This is a genomic window from Rubrivivax sp. JA1055 (assembly GCF_020966565.1).
GTDB lineage: Bacteria > Pseudomonadota > Gammaproteobacteria > Burkholderiales > Burkholderiaceae_C > Rubrivivax > Rubrivivax benzoatilyticus.
Window position 1 is genome coordinate 22373 of the sequence record NZ_JAJKFP010000001.1, and the last position, 14116, is coordinate 36488.

Here is a 14116-nt window from a genome sequence, read left to right on the forward strand (position 1 = left end):
TCATTTGGCCGCCGCGGCGGCGGTCTCGCGCTCGGCGTGGGCGCGCAGTTGGGCCTCGTTGAAGCTGCGGTAGCGGCGCTGCCACTCGCTGGGCTGCGTCACCTTGGTCACCTCGACCGCCGTCACCTTGTACTCGGGGCAGTTGGTCGCCCATTCGGAGCTGTCGGTGGTGATGACGTTGGCGCCCGACTCGGGGAAGTGGAAGGTCGTGTAGACCACACCCGGCGCGACCCGCTCGGTGACGCGCGCGCGCAGCACGGTCTCGCCGGCGCGGCTTGTGATGCCGACCCAGTCGCCGTCGACGACACCACGAAGCTCGGCGTCGCTGGGGTGCAGTTCCAGCCGGTCCTCGCCGTGCCAGGCGGTGTTGGCGGTGCGCCGCGTCTGCGCGCCGACGTTGTACTGGCTGAGCACGCGCCCGGTGGTCAGCAGCAGCGGGAAGCGCCGGTTGGCGCGTTCGTCGCTCGGCTGGTAGGCGGTGATGACGAAACGCCCCTTGCCGCGCACGAAGCCGCCGACGTGCATCACCGAGGTGCCGGCCTCTTCGGTGTGTTCGTTGCACGGCCACTGCACGCTGCCCAGGCGCTCGATCTTCCCGTAGCTGACGCCGGCAAAACTCGGCGTCAGCGCCGCGATTTCCTGCATCACCGCCTCGGGGTGGGCGTAGTCCATCGGGTAGCCCAGCGCCTGGGCCAGGCGCACCGTCACCTCCCAGTCGGCCAGGCCCGCCAGCGGCGGCATCACGCGGCGCACGCGGCTGATGCGGCGTTCGGCGTTGGTGAAGGTGCCGTCCTTCTCGAGAAAGCTCGAGCCCGGCAGGAAGACGTGGGCGTACTTGGCGGTCTCGTTGAGGAAGATGTCCTGCACGACCAGGCATTCCAGCGCCTCGAGCGCGGCGCCGACGTGCTGGGTGTTGGGGTCGGACTGCACGATGTCCTCGCCCTGCACGTACAGGCCCTTGAAGCTGCCGCCGAGCGCGGCGTCGAACATGTTCGGGATGCGCAGCCCCGGCTCCGGGTCCAGCGTCACGCCCCAGGCGGCGTCGAACTCGGCGCGCACCGTGCTGTCGCTGATGTGGCGGTAGCCCGGCAGCTCGTGCGGGAAGCTGCCCATGTCGCAGGAGCCCTGCACGTTGTTCTGGCCGCGCAGCGGGTTGACGCCGACACCTTCGCGGCCGACGTTGCCGGTGGCCATCGCCAGGTTGGCGATCGCCATCACCGCGGTCGAGCCCTGCGCGTGTTCGGTGACACCGAGGCCGTAGTAGATCGCGGCGTTGAGACCGCGTGTCGCGTACAGCCGCGCGGCAGCGCGCACCGCGGCCGCCGGCACGCCGCTGACGGCTTCCAGCGCCTCGGGCGAGTTCTCCGGCCGGGCGACGAAGTCGCGCCACTGGCCGAAGCTGCGCGCATCGCAGCGTTCGGCGACGAAGGCCTCGTCGACCAGGCCCTCGGTGACGATGACGTGCGCCAGCGCGTCGAGCACCGCGACGTTGGTGCCGGGTTTCAGCTGCAGGTGGTGTTCGGCCTTGACGTGCGGCGAGGCGACGAGGTCGATGCGCCGCGGGTCGACGACGATCAGCTTCGCGCCCTGGCGCAGCCGGCGCTTGAGCCGCGAGGCGAAGACCGGGTGCGCGTCGCTGGGGTTGGCGCCGATGACGAGCACGACGTCCGAATGCGCGACCGACTTGAAGGTCTGCGTGCCGGCCGAGGTGCCGAAGGTCTGGCCCAGGCCGTAGCCGGTGGGCGAGTGGCAGACGCGCGCGCAGGTGTCGACGTTGTTGTTGCCGAAGGCCGCGCGCACCAGCTTCTGCACGAGGTAGGCCTCCTCGTTGGTGCAGCGTGACGAGGTGATGCCGCCGACCGCGCCGCGGCCGTGTTCGGCCTGCAGGCGGCGGAACTCGCCGGCGGCGTAGGCGATGGCCTCGTCCCAGCTGACCTCGCGCCAGGGGTCGGTGATCTTCGCGCGGATCATCGGCTTGGTGACGCGGTCCTTGTGCGTCGCGTAGCCCCAGGCGAAACGACCCTTGACGCAGGCGTGGCCCTCGTTGGCGCGGCCGTCCTTCCACGGCGTCATGCGCACGACGCGGTTGCCCTGCATCTCGGCCTTGAAGCCGCAGCCGACGCCGCAGTAGGCGCAGGTCGTCACCACCGCGTGCTCGGGCAGGCCCATCTCGATGACGCTTTTTTCCTGCAGCGTCGCGGTCGGGCAGGCCTGCACGCAGGCGCCGCAGCTGACGCACTCGCTTTCGAGGAAGGGCTCGTCCATGCCGGCGGCCACACGCGAGGCGAAACCGCGGCCGGAGATCGTCAGCGCGAAGCTGCCCTGCACCTCCTCGCAGGCGCGCACGCAGCGGTTGCAGACGATGCACTTGCTCGGGTCGTAGGCGAAGTACGGGTTGGACTCGTCCTTGGCCGCCTTCAGGTGGTTGGCGCCGTCCCAGCCGTAGCGCACCTGGCGCAGGCCGACGACGCCGGCCTGGGTCTGCAGCTCGCAGTCGCCGTTGGCGGCGCAGGTCAGGCAGTCCAGCGGGTGGTCGCTGATGTAGAGCTCCATGACGCCGCGGCGCAGCTCGGCGAGCTTCGGCGTCTGGGTGCGCACGTTCATGCCGGCTTCGGCCGGCGTCGTGCACGAGGACGGGTAGCCGCGGCGGCCGTCGATCTCGCAGATGCACAGCCGGCACGAGCCGAAGGCTTCCAGGCCTTCGGTGGCGCACAGGCGCGGGATCTCGATGCCGGCCTCCGACGCGGCGCGCATCACCGACGTGCCCGCGGGCACGCTGACGGCGCGGCCGTCGATCGTCAGCGTGACGGTGGTGGCGCTGTCGCGGGCCGGGGTGCCGCGGTCGGGTGTCTCGATCGTGTTCATCGCCGGAAATCCTCCGGGTAGTGGTCCAGGGCCGACAGCACGGGCAGCGGCGTCATGCTGCCCATCGCGCAGAGGCTGGCGTGTTTCATCGTGTCGCACAGGTCGCGCAGCAGCGCTTCCTGGCGGTCGTCGCCGGCGAGCAGCTTGTCGATGACCTCGACGCCGCGCGTCGAGCCGATGCGGCAGGGCGTGCACTTGCCGCAGCTCTCCTGGGCGCAGAAGGCCATCGCGTAGCGCGCCAGGCGCGCCATGTCGGCCGTGTCGTCGTGCACGACGAGGCCGCCGTGGCCCAGCACCGCGCCGACGACGGCATAAGCCTCGTAGTCCAGCGGCACGTCCCAGTGTTCCTCGGGCACGTAGCTGCCCAGCGGGCCGCTGACCTGCACCGCCTTGACCGGCCGGCCGCTGGCGGTGCCGCCGCCGAAGTCGAACAGCAGCTCGCGCAGCGTGACGCCGAAGGCGCGTTCGACGAGGCCGGGGAAACGCAGGTTGCCGGCGAGCTGGAACGGCATCGTGCCGGTCGAGCGGCCGACGCCGAAGTCGCGGTAGCAGGCCGGGCCTTCGGCGAGGATGGTCGGCACCGCGGCCAGCGTCAGCAGGTTGTTGATGACCGTCGGCCGGCCGAACAGCCCGGCGATCGCCGGCAGCGGCGGCTTGGCGCGCACGACGCCGCGCCGGCCTTCCAGGCTCTCCAGCATCGCCGTCTCTTCGCCGCAGACGTAGCTGCCGGCGCCCATGCGCACTTCCATGTCGAAGCCGTCGAGCCAGCCGGCGGCGCGTGCGACCTCGATCGCGCGGCCGAAGATCTCGACCGAACGCGGGTACTCCGAACGCACGTAGACGTAGCCGCGCGAGGCGCCGACGGCGCGCGCGGCGATCGCCATGCCCTCGATCAGCAGGAAGGGATCGCCTTCGAGCAGCATGCGGTCCGCGTAGGTGCCCGAGTCGCCTTCGTCGCCGTTGCAGACCACGTACTTCAGCTCGCCCGCCGCCTGGGCGACGGTGCGCCACTTGATGCCGGCCGGGAAGGCGGCGCCGCCGCGGCCGCGCAGGCCGCTGTCGACGATGGCCTGGATGATCGCCTCGGGCGCCATCGCGCGCGCCGCACGCAAGCCGGCGCCGCCGCCGTGGGCCTCGTAGTCGGCGATCGACAGTGGCCGCGTCAGCCCGGCGCGTGCGAAGGTCAGGCGCTGCTGGCGCTGCAGATAGGGCAGCGCGTCCATCGGCCCCAGCGCCTTCGGATGGTCGGGCGTGCCGGCGACGATGGCCGCGACGTCGGCCGGCGTGCAGGGGCCGTAGCCGATGCGGCCTTCGGCGCTGTCGACCTCGACCAGCGGCTCCAGCCAGAACAGGCCGCGCGAGCTGGTGCGCCAGACCTCGGCGCCGGCGGCCTCGGCGGCACGCGCGACGGCGTCGGCACCGACGGCCAGCGCGCCGCTGTCTTCGGGGATGTAGAGGCGGCGCTTCAACCCAGCACCTCGTCGAGCTTCTCGGGCGTCAGCCGGCCCAGCGGCTCCTCGCCCAGCATCGCCGCCGGCGACGAGGCGCACAGGCCCAGGCAGTAGACCGCCTCGACCTGGCAGCCGCCGTGCGCCTGGGCGTGGTCCCAGAGCCGGTCGGCGCCCATCGCCTGGCAGGACTCGGCGCGGCAGACCTGCAGCACCGGCGCCGTCGGCTTCTCGGTGCGGAAGTGGTGGTAGTAGCTGACGACGCCGTGGACCTCGGCGCGCGAGAGGTTCAGCGCCTGGGCGATCCGCGGCAGCGCCTCGCGCGGGATGTAGCCGAGCGTGTGCTGGAGCTCGTGCAGGATCGGCAGCAGCGGGCCTTCCCGACCCTGGTGGCGCGCGATCGTGGAGGCAACAATGTCCTGGGTCATGCACCATGATCTGGCGCAAGCTGCCGCGGCGTCCAATGGGAAACACGAACCGCGCGATTCGCAGGTCGAATCGCCGGCGGGCGCGGGCCTCGGCTCACGAGGGAGAAGCGCGACACGCGCCGACCGCGTGCCGAACACGGCCTAGGGAATGTCCTGAGCCCGGCGACGCACGCCGGCGGCGTTCAGCCCACGACCCGGCGCAGCCGCGCAGCGGCTTCCAGCGTGCCGCTGTGGCCGCGCACGTGCTCCAGCCAGACGAGGTCACGCGCCAGCTCCAGCGCCGCGTCCAGCGCGCGCGAGCGGCGTGCGCCGACGGCCAGCATCAGCCCGATCGGCGTCAGCACCTCGGGCGCGACCAGCGGCCGCGCCTCGAGCTCGCGGTGCGCCGTCAGCGTGCTGACCAGCGCGCCGGGCAGCACCGCGGCGACACCGCCGGCCTGCACCGCGACCAGCAGCGCGAGCACCGAGTTGGTCTCGATCGCCGGCTGCGGCGTGCAGCCCAGCTCGCGGAACACGCCGTCGAGGATGGCGCGGTTGTGCATCTCCGGCGACAGCAGCGCCAGCGGCTGTGCCGCCGCCTCAGCCCAGGGCATTGCCGGGCCGAAGCTCAGCGCGTCGCCGGGCACCGCGGCGCGCTGCAGCAGGTAATAACGCTCGACGTACTGCGGCACCGTCTCCAGCCGCGACGGCGCACGTTCGACATAACCCAGGCCGAGGTCGATGGCCAGCGTCTCCAGGCCGAGCTCGATCTCCTGCGAGGCCAGCGAGCGGATCTGCGGCTGCACGCCCGGATGGCGCTCGACCAGGCGTGCGGCCAGCCGCGCGGCCACCGGCAGCGCCGTCGGCACGGCGCCGATCACCAGCCGCCCCTGCGCCCGGCCGGCGCCGGCGCGCAGGTCCTGCTGCAGCAGCTCCTGCTCGTGCAGCAGCCGGTGCGCGGTGGCGAGCACCCGTTCGCCTTCGGGCGTCAGGCCTTCGTACTGCCGGCCGCGGCGCACGATCGCGACCTCGAAGTGCTGTTCCAGCGTGCGCAGCGCGTTCGACAGCGCCGGCTGCGTGATGTGGCAGGCCGCCGCGGCACGGCCGAAGTGGCGGTGCTGCTCCAGCGCGACGAGGTAGCGGTAGGCGTCCAGCAGGTTCATCGAACGGCGCCCGCGCTCAGTGGAAGAAACGCGCGACGCTCAGCGCCGTACGGTACACGCCCCAGGCCAGCGGCAGACCCACGGCCGCCCAGGCCAGCGCGACCAGCAGCGTGGAGCTGCGGTGGAAGCTCATCGTGCCGGCGCCGGTCTCGGCGGCCTGGGCACGGTCATGGGCCTGGCGGCGCTCGGCAGCCAGTTCGGCCTCGGACATGAAGTGTTTCGGGTTCACCGGCCGCACCAGCAGGTTGCAGACCAGGCCGACGAGCAGCATGCCGGCCAGGATGACCATCGTCTGGTTGTAGACCTGCTCGCGCGGCAAGCCCTGCGCCAGCTGCCAGTCGCGCATGTAGTTGACGACCACCGGCCCGAGGATGCCGGCGGTCGCCCAGGCGGTCAGCAGCCGGCCGTGGATGGCGCCGACCATCTGCGTGCCGAACAGGTCGGCGAGGTAGGCCGGCACGGTGGCGAAGCCGCCGCCGTACATGCTGAGGATGACGCAGAACGCGGCGACGAAGAGCAGCAGGCTGCCGGCGCCGGCACTGTACGGCACGCTGAGGTAGAGCACCGCGCCGAGCACGAAGAACACGACGTAGGTCGCCTTGCGGCCGATGCGGTCCGAGAGGCTCGCCCAGAAGAAGCGCCCGCCGATGTTGAACAGCGACAGCAGCGCGGTGAAGCCGGCGGCGACGCCGGCGATCGCCGCCAGCTGCGCCGTGTCCAGATCGCCGAAGCGCGCCTCGACGCCGACCAGGCGGCCGCCGAACACCTCCTGCAGCATCGGGCTGGCCATGCCGATGACGCCGATGCCGGCCGAGACGTTCATGCACAGCACCATCCACACCAGCCAGAACTGCGGGATGCGCCAGACGCGGCGGGCGTGCACGTGGCCGTGCGTGACCATCGCCGCCGTGCCCGGCTCGGCCTTCGGCGGCGGCTGCCATCCGGCCGGCGCCCAGTCGGCCGCCGGGATGCGGTAGGCCAGCGCGCCGCCCATCATGAAGACGAAGTAGATCGCGGCCATGACGACGAAAGTCGCGGCGACGCCGACGTCGCTCGGCGTGGCGAAAGCCTTCATCAGCTCGGCGGCCAGCGGCGAGCCGATCATCGCGCCGCCGCCGAAGCCCATGATCGCCATGCCGGTGGCCATGCCGCGGCGGTCGGGGAACCACTTGATCAGCGTGCTGACCGGCGAGATGTAGCCCAGCCCCAGACCGATGCCGCCGATGACGCCCGAGCCGAGCAGCATCAGCCAGAACTGGTGCCAGTGCACGCCGGCCGCCGACAGCAGCATGCCGCCGCACCAGCACAGCGCGCTGACGACACCGGCCTTGCGCGGGCCGACACGTTCCAGCCAGCCGCCCCACAGCGCCGCCGAGCTGCCCAGCAGCACGAAGAACAGCGTGTACATCCAGCCCAGCGTGCTGATCTTCCAGTCGCAGTGGCTGACGAACAGCTCCTGCCAGAAGCCGACCTCGGGCCCGCAGGCCAGCGGCTGGGTGATGCCGATCGCCTTGGACAGCGGCAGCCAGAAGACCGAGAAGCCGTAGGCCATGCCGATGCACAGATGAATGGCCAGCGCCGCCGGCGGCACCAGCCAGCGATTGAAGCCCGGGGGCGCGACGGTGCGCTGCTTGTCCAGCCAGCCGCGGCCGGCGTTCAGGGAGTCGGTCGACATCGGGGAACGGGGAAAGCAAGGCGCGCGCCTCGGCACACGCGGGATGGCCCGGCCGGCGGCCGGGCAGGACGACGCGCCCCTGGGGAACCGGCCGGGGCGGGCCGGGGACGGATCAGGTGTTCTTGGACACCGTGATCGTCGGGAACTTGGCCGAGAAGTCCTTGGCCTTCTGCGCGACGCGCACCGCGACGTGGCGGGCCATCTGCTTGTACAGGCCGGCCAGCTCGCCGTCGGGCTCGGCGACCACCGTCGGGCGGCCGCCGTCGGCCTGCTCGCGGATCGACATCGCCAGCGGCAGCGCGCCGAGGTAGTCGACGCCGTACTGCGCCGCCATGCGCTTGCCGCCTTCGGCGCCGAAGATGTGTTCGGTGTGGCCGCAGTTCGGGCAGCAGTAGACGGCCATGTTCTCGACGATGCCCAGGATCGGCACGCCGACCTTCTCGAACATCGTCAGACCCTTCTTGGCGTCGAGCAGCGCGATGTCCTGCGGCGTCGTGACGATCACCGCGCCGGTGACCGGCACGCGCTGCGCCAGCGTCAGCGCGATGTCGCCGGTGCCCGGGGGCATGTCGACGACGAGGTAGTCCAGGTCCTTCCAGTTGGTCTGGCGCAGCAGCTGCTCCAGCGCCTGGGTGGCCATCGGGCCGCGCCAGATCATCGCCTGGTCGGGGTCGACGAGGAAGCCGATCGACATCACCTGGATGCCGTGGCCGACCAGCGGGTCCATGGTCTTGCCGTCGACGCTGGCCGGCTGGCCGTCGGCCACACCCAGCATCGTCGGCTGGCTGGGGCCGTAGATGTCGGCGTCGAGGATGCCGACCGAGGCGCCTTCGGCGGCCAGCGCCAGCGCCAGGTTGACGCTCGTCGTGCTCTTGCCGACGCCGCCCTTGCCCGAGGCCACCGCGATGACGTTCTTCACGCCCGGCAGCAGCGGCACGCCGCGCTGCACGGCGTGGGCGACGATCTTCGTCGACACCGCCGCCTGGGCGCGTTCGACGCCCGGCACGCTGCACGCCGCCGCCTCCAGCGCCGCCGCGAGCGCCGCGACCTGGCTCTTCGCCGGGTAGCCGAGCTCGGCGTCGAAGGCGACCTCGCCACCGGCGATGCGGACGTTGCGAATCTGTTTCGTCGAGACCAGGTCGCGGCCGGTGTTCGGGTCGACGACGGTCTTCAGCGCTTCGAGCAGCGCGGCTTCGGTGACGGTGGCCATGGCGGAGGGCAGGCGGGAGGGCTGGGAGGACAAAGGCGCGGCAGTCTAGCGCCCGCGGCGCACCCGCGCGGCCGGCGCGGGCAAGCGGCGGGCCGGCGGCAGGCGCCGGTCCGTAGAATTCCCGCCTTTGCCCGCCCACGCGTGCGCCCTCCGGCACGCCCGCTCCCGATGACCCGCAAGCTCTTCGTCACCACCGCGCTGCCCTACGCCAACGGCCCGTTCCACATCGGCCACGTGATGGAGTACATCCAGGCCGACATCTGGGTGCGCCTGCAGCGCATGCGCGGCGCCGAGGTACGTTTCGTCTGCGCCGACGACGCCCACGGCGCGCCGATCATGATCGCCGCCGAGAAGGCCGGGAAGACGCCGCAGCAGTTCGTCGCCGACATCGCTGCCGGCCGCAAGCAGTACCTCGACGGCTTTCACATCCAGTTCGACAACTGGCACTCGACCGACGGTCCGGAGAACCACGAACTCGCGCAGTCGATCTACCTCGCGCTGAAGGCCAACGACCTGATCGAGGTGCGCACGATCGAGCAGTTCTTCGACCCGGACAAGGGCATGTTCCTGCCCGACCGCTTCATCAAGGGCGAATGCCCGAAGTGCGGCGCGAAGGACCAGTACGGCGACAACTGCGAGGTCTGCGGCGCCGTCTACGCGCCGACCGACCTGAAGAACCCGTACTCGGCGCTGTCCGGCGCGACGCCGGTGCTGCGCACCAGCGAGCACTTCTTCTTCAAGCTGTCGGACCCGCGCTGCGTCGAGTACCTGGAGAGCTGGACCCAGGACGGCCGCCTGCAGCCCGAGGTCGCGAACAAGGTGCGCGAGTGGTTCACGCGCGACGAGGCCGGCCAGGTGAGCCTGGGCGACTGGGACATCAGCCGCGACGCGCCCTACTTCGGCATCGAGATCCCCGGCGCGCCGGGCAAGTACTTCTACGTCTGGCTGGATGCCCCGGTGGGCTATCTGGCCTCGCTGAAGAACTGGTTCGTGAAGAACGTGCCGGGCGACGCCGGCGCCGCCTTCGACGCCTACCTCGCCCAGCCCGACCTGGAGCAGGTGCACTTCATCGGCAAGGACATCGTCACCTTCCACACGCTGTTCTGGCCGGCGATGCTGAAGTTCAGCGGCCGCAAGACGCCCGACCGCGTCTACGTGCACGGCCACCTGACGGTCAGCGGCGAGAAGATGAGCAAGAGCCGCGGCACCGGGATCAGCCCGCTGCGCTACCTGGAGCTGGGCCTGGACGCCGAGTGGCTGCGCTACTACATCGCCGCCAAGCTCAACGCGCGTGTCGAGGACCTGGACTTCAACCCCGAGGACTTCGTCGCCCGCGTCAACGCCGACCTGGTCGGCAAGTACGTCAACATCGCCAGCCGCGCCGCCGGCTTCCTGGCCAAGCGTTTCGGCGGCCGGCTGTCGGCCGACGTCGGCGTCGAGGGCCGCGCGCTGCTCGACGGCCTGCGGGCCCACGCCGAGGTCGTGCGCGAGCACTACGAGACGCGCGAATACGGCAAGGCGCTGCGCGAGGTGATGCTGCTGGCCGACCGCGTCAACGAGTACGTCGACCAGAACAAGCCCTGGGAGCTGGCCAAGCAGGAAGGCGCCGAGGCACGGCTGCACGACGTCTGCACGGTCTGCATCGAGGCCTTCCGCCTGCTGACGCTGTACCTGAAGCCGGTGCTGCCGGCCACCGCCGCGCGTGTCGAGGCCTTCCTCGGCATCGCGCCGCTGGCCTGGGGCGACGCCGCGCGCGCGCTGGGCGGCCACACGATCGGCGCCTTCAGCCATCTGCTGCAGCGGGTCGACCCGAAGAAGCTCGAGGCGCTGTTCGAGCCGCCGCCGGCCCCGGCCGCGCCGGTGCCGGGCGGCGAGCCGCTGGCCGCCGAGATCACCATCGACGACTTCGTCAAGGTCGACCTGCGTGTCGCCCGCATCGTCGCCGCCGAGGCGGTGGAGGGCAGCAGCAAGCTGCTGCGCCTGACGCTGGACGTCGGCGAAGGCCGCACGCGCAACGTCTTCAGCGGCATCGCCGCGGCCTACAAGCCCGAGCAGCTGGCCGGCAAGCTGACGGTGGTCGTCGCCAACCTGGCGCCGCGCAAGATGAAGTTCGGCGTCAGCGAAGGCATGGTGCTGGCCGCCAGCCACGCCGACGAGAAGGCCCAGCCGGGCGCCTTCGTGCTCGAACCCTGGCCCGGCGCCCAGCCGGGCATGCGCATCCGCTGATCAGGCCAGCGGCAGGCGCACGCTGAAGCAGGCGCCGCGGTCGGGCTCGGACTCGAGCTCGATCGTGCCGCCGTGGGCCTCGGCGATCTGGCGCGCCAGCGCCAGGCCCAGGCCGGTGCCGTCGTAGTGGCGGCGCAGGTTCAGGCGGCGAAAGGGCTGGAACAGCTTGTCCTGGTCGGCCGCGGCAATGCCGATGCCGTTGTCGGCGACGCTGATCCAGGCCAGGCCGCCCTCCAGCCCGGCGCTGACGCGCACCTGCGGCGTGCGTTCGGGCGGCACGAACTTCAGCGCGTTGGACAGCAGGTTCTGGAACAGCAGCGACAGCAGCGCCGGGTTGCCGCGCACCGCCGGCAGCGGCGCGACGTGCACGTCGGCACCGCGTTCGCGGATGCTCGCCGCCAGCGCCAGCAGCACCTCGTCGAGCAGCGGGCCGAGCGCGACGGCCTGCGTCGGCGGCGGCTCGCCGCGCTGCATGCGCACGTACTGCAGCACGTCGTCGAGCAGGGTGCGCATGCGCCGCGTCGACTGCAGCATCAGCCCCAGGTAGCGCCGGCCGGGCTCGCTCAGGTGCTGGGCCTCGTCCTGCTCGATCAGGCTGCCGAACTGCACGACGGTGTTCAGCGGCTCGCGCAGGTCGTGCGAGGCGATCCGCACGAACTGCTCCAGTCCGTCGTTGGCACGGCGCAGCTGCTGCGAGCGCGCCTCCAGCCGCTGCTGGGCGTCGCGCAGGTCGGCCTGGGCCGCGGCCAGCAGCTGCGGCGGCACCAGCGCCGCGGCGTAGGCGAGGTAGACATAGATCGTCTGCCAGGCCGCCAGCCTCGGCGGCGGCACGAAGACGCCGGTGCCCAGCGCCAGCGCGACCGTCAGCGACACCGCCAGCGTCAGCGCCAGCAGCGCCGGGTAGGACAGCACGAACACGCCCAGCAGCAGCGGCAGCGTCAGGTAGATGAACGGGGACGGCAGCTGCGCCAGCGCCAGCAGCGAGACGCCGACGGCCAGCGGCAGCAGCACGACGAACCAGGCGTCGTCACGGCCGGCGACCAGCGAGGCCGCGCCGTCGCGGCAGACCAGGAAGGCCAGCGGCAGCACCGACAGCGCGCCGATGACCCCGCCCTCGTACCAGCGCAGCCAGACGCCCTCGATCGCGTCCAGCCCTTGCGGCGCGAGCAGTGCCGTGCCCAGCGTGGCGCTGACGGCCTGCGGGAGCAGCCCGCCGACGACCAGCAGCGTCGCCAGCGCCGGGGCCGAGCGCAGGCCGCGCTCGGGCAGGCGCGCACGCTGCAGCCCCCAGGCGCCGAGCACGATCTCCAGCAGGTTGGGCGGCACGAAGCTCGCCGCCAGCAGCAGCGTGTCGCCCTGCAGCAGGTTGGCGCCGAGGTTGGCGATGCCGGCGGCGGCCAGCAGCAGCGGCCAGTCGGCCCGCGGCCGGTTGGCCAGCGCCGCGACGCCGATCGCGTTGGCGAACCAGATCGAGGCGATCGAGCCCGGCTGGCGCGCGATCAGCATCGAGATCAGCGCCGCGACCGCATAGGCCAGCACCAGCCAGGCCGCCAGACGCCAGCGGTGCGCGCCGGGATCGTTCACGGGATGCGGCGCCCGCCACGCGGCCGCGGCGGCACCGGCTTCACGCGCACCCGGCGGGCGTAGACCAGCAGGCCGGCCAGCACCGCGAACAGCACCAGCAGCATGCCCAGGCGCGTGGCCACCGGCGCTCGCCCGGCCATCTGTCCGGGCTGCAGCGGCCCCAGCCAGCGCCGCAGCACGGCGGCACGCTCGGCCTCGGGCACGGCGGCGATGCCGGCGTCGAGGATCGTGCGCAGCTCGGGCCAGTCGGCGCGCACCGCGAAGCTCAGCTCGTACTCGAAGCCCACCTCGCCGGCGCTGGCCAGCCCGCCCAGCGCGTGGCGGCGCATCACGAAGGCCGCGCTCGCGGCGTCGACGACGGCGGCATCGGCGCGCCGCTCGGCCACCGCGCGCAGCGCCTGCAGGTCGTCGCTGACCGGCAGCCAGCGCACCCGCGGGTAGGCCGCCCTGACCACCGGCTCGACGCCGTAGCCGGCGCCGACGGCCACCGGCCGCCCTTCGAGCGCCGCCAGCGTGCTGTCCGGCCGGTCGTCGCGCACGACCAGGATCGCCGGCACCTTGACGTAAGGCCGGGTGAACAGCAGGAAGGCGGCGCGTTCGGGGCTCGGGCGCAGCGAGGTCAGCAGGTCGGCCTCGCGCCGCTTCACGCGCTCGAGCTGCTCGCCCAGCGGCCGGGCCGGCAGCCAGCGCAGTTCGAGACCGGTGCGGCGCTGCACCAGCGCCAGCAGGTCCACCGACAGGCCGGCCACCTGGCCGTCGTCGTCGACATAGACGAAGGGGCCGTAGTCATGCTCGGGTGCGGCGCGCAGCGTGCCCTGCGCCTTCAGCCAGTCCTGCTGCGCCGGCGTGGTGACCGGCCCGGCGGCCGCCGCGGCGGACAGCCACCCGGCCAGCAGCGCGAACACGGCCAGCAGCCTGCCGCCGCCGGGCATCGTGTTCAAGCCGACGCCTGCTGGCGCAGACGCGCCGCGGCGGCCGGGTCCAGCGGCTTGGTGACGTATCCGGCGACACAGCGGTAGGCCGCAGCGCGCTCGCGGTCGGACGGGTCGGCCGACGAGCTGAGCATCACGATCGCCGAGCCGTTGCGCTGCACCGCCGGCAGCGCCTCGTAGGCGTCGAGGAACTCGAAGCCGTTCATGCCGGGCATGTTGATGTCCAGCAGGATCAGCTCGACCCGCGGCGCGTCCGAACGCAGATAGTCCAGCGCCGCACGCGCCTCCTCGAAGGAGAGGACGTCGAACCCTTGCCCGGCACGCTCGAGCACGATCCGCGTGAACAGCAGATCGGCCTCGCTGTCGTCGACCAGCATCACTCGACAGGCCACGCTCACCCCCTCTTCGCGGCGCCGGGTCGAGGTGCCCGACGTTCTCGCGTCGGCGCGAAGTGCGGAAATTGCACCTCAACCACGCTCAACCGGCAAGCATGATGCCCGGGATGGCGCAGGGGCGGTGGCATGATGTCGGTCATGCAGCCTGCCGACGCCACGCCCGCCGATTCGCCGGTCGCGCTGCCGTCGCGCCGCCGCCGCTTCATCGCAC

10 protein-coding genes are annotated in these 14116 nt (G+C 72.2%); 1 reads left to right on the forward strand and 9 read right to left on the reverse strand.

Going from position 1 to position 14116, the window contains the following annotated elements; genetic code table 11:
• The 6 genes from fdhF to apbC form a co-directional block, all read right to left on the reverse strand.
• Entirely contained in the window at positions 1–2865 is a 2865-nt protein-coding gene (gene fdhF / locus LOC65_RS00110; RefSeq protein ID WP_230246046.1) for a formate dehydrogenase subunit alpha, read from the reverse strand.
• Positions 2862–4334, reverse strand: coding sequence for an NADH-ubiquinone oxidoreductase-F iron-sulfur binding region domain-containing protein (locus LOC65_RS00115; protein WP_230246047.1), 1473 nt, complete (start codon positions 4332–4334; stop codon positions 2862–2864). Before LOC65_RS00115 ends, fdhF begins: the two co-directional genes overlap by 4 nt.
• Positions 4331–4741 (reverse strand): NAD(P)H-dependent oxidoreductase subunit E, encoded by a 411-nt coding sequence (locus tag LOC65_RS00120; protein ID WP_009858699.1) that lies wholly within the window; start codon positions 4739–4741, stop codon positions 4331–4333. Before LOC65_RS00120 ends, LOC65_RS00115 begins: the two co-directional genes overlap by 4 nt.
• A gap of 182 nt (positions 4742–4923) precedes the next feature.
• A complete protein-coding gene (locus LOC65_RS00125) occupies positions 4924–5883 on the reverse strand; it encodes a LysR family transcriptional regulator (RefSeq protein ID WP_009858698.1) in 960 nt (319 codons plus the stop codon).
• Positions 5884–5899: 16 nt separating this feature from the next.
• Positions 5900–7558, reverse strand: coding sequence for an OFA family MFS transporter (locus tag LOC65_RS00130; protein ID WP_230246048.1), 1659 nt, complete (start codon positions 7556–7558; stop codon positions 5900–5902).
• A 112-nt stretch (positions 7559–7670) separates the two neighbouring features.
• Complete coding sequence (gene apbC, locus LOC65_RS00135; protein ID WP_230246050.1) at positions 7671–8768, reverse strand: iron-sulfur cluster carrier protein ApbC; 1098 nt, start codon at positions 8766–8768, stop codon at positions 7671–7673.
• A 168-nt stretch (positions 8769–8936) separates the two neighbouring features.
• On the opposite strand from apbC, the gene metG reads away from it, so the two are divergent.
• Positions 8937–10994, forward strand: a complete 2058-nt coding sequence (metG, locus tag LOC65_RS00140; RefSeq protein WP_230246052.1) for a methionine--tRNA ligase — start codon at positions 8937–8939, stop codon at positions 10992–10994.
• Here the strand turns inward: metG and LOC65_RS00145 are convergent, their stop codons facing one another.
• The 3 genes from LOC65_RS00145 to LOC65_RS00155 are packed head-to-tail and all read right to left on the reverse strand — an operon-like array spanning position 10995 to position 13902.
• Positions 10995–12578 carry an ATP-binding protein gene (locus tag LOC65_RS00145; RefSeq protein WP_230246054.1) on the reverse strand — a complete coding sequence of 528 codons (1584 nt, stop codon included), beginning with the start codon at positions 12576–12578 and terminating at the stop codon, positions 10995–10997.
• On the reverse strand, positions 12575–13510 hold the full coding sequence (locus LOC65_RS00150) for a transporter substrate-binding domain-containing protein (protein ID WP_230246581.1): 936 nt from the start codon (positions 13508–13510) through the stop codon (positions 12575–12577). Before LOC65_RS00150 ends, LOC65_RS00145 begins: the two co-directional genes overlap by 4 nt.
• Positions 13511–13515: 5 nt before the next feature.
• On the reverse strand, positions 13516–13902 hold the full coding sequence (locus tag LOC65_RS00155) for a response regulator (protein WP_230246056.1): 387 nt from the start codon (positions 13900–13902) through the stop codon (positions 13516–13518).
• Between the last annotated feature and the right edge of the window lie 214 nt (positions 13903–14116).

Bases quoted from the DNA above. Each gene is read 5' to 3' on its own strand.
- fdhF (WP_230246046.1), bottom strand. From the start codon at position 2,865: ATGAACACGATCGAGACACCCGACCGCGGCACCCCGGCCCGCGACAGC.
- LOC65_RS00120 (WP_009858699.1), bottom strand. From the start codon at position 4,741: ATGACCCAGGACATTGTTGCCTCCACGATCGCGCGCCACCAGGGTCGG.
- LOC65_RS00125 (WP_009858698.1), bottom strand. From the start codon at position 5,883: ATGAACCTGCTGGACGCCTACCGCTACCTCGTCGCGCTGGAGCAGCAC.
- LOC65_RS00130 (WP_230246048.1), bottom strand. From the start codon at position 7,558: ATGTCGACCGACTCCCTGAACGCCGGCCGCGGCTGGCTGGACAAGCAG.
- apbC (WP_230246050.1), bottom strand. From the start codon at position 8,768: ATGGCCACCGTCACCGAAGCCGCGCTGCTCGAAGCGCTGAAGACCGTC.
- metG (WP_230246052.1), top strand. From the start codon at position 8,937: ATGACCCGCAAGCTCTTCGTCACCACCGCGCTGCCCTACGCCAACGGC.
- LOC65_RS00150 (WP_230246581.1), bottom strand. From the start codon at position 13,510: ATGCCCGGCGGCGGCAGGCTGCTGGCCGTGTTCGCGCTGCTGGCCGGG.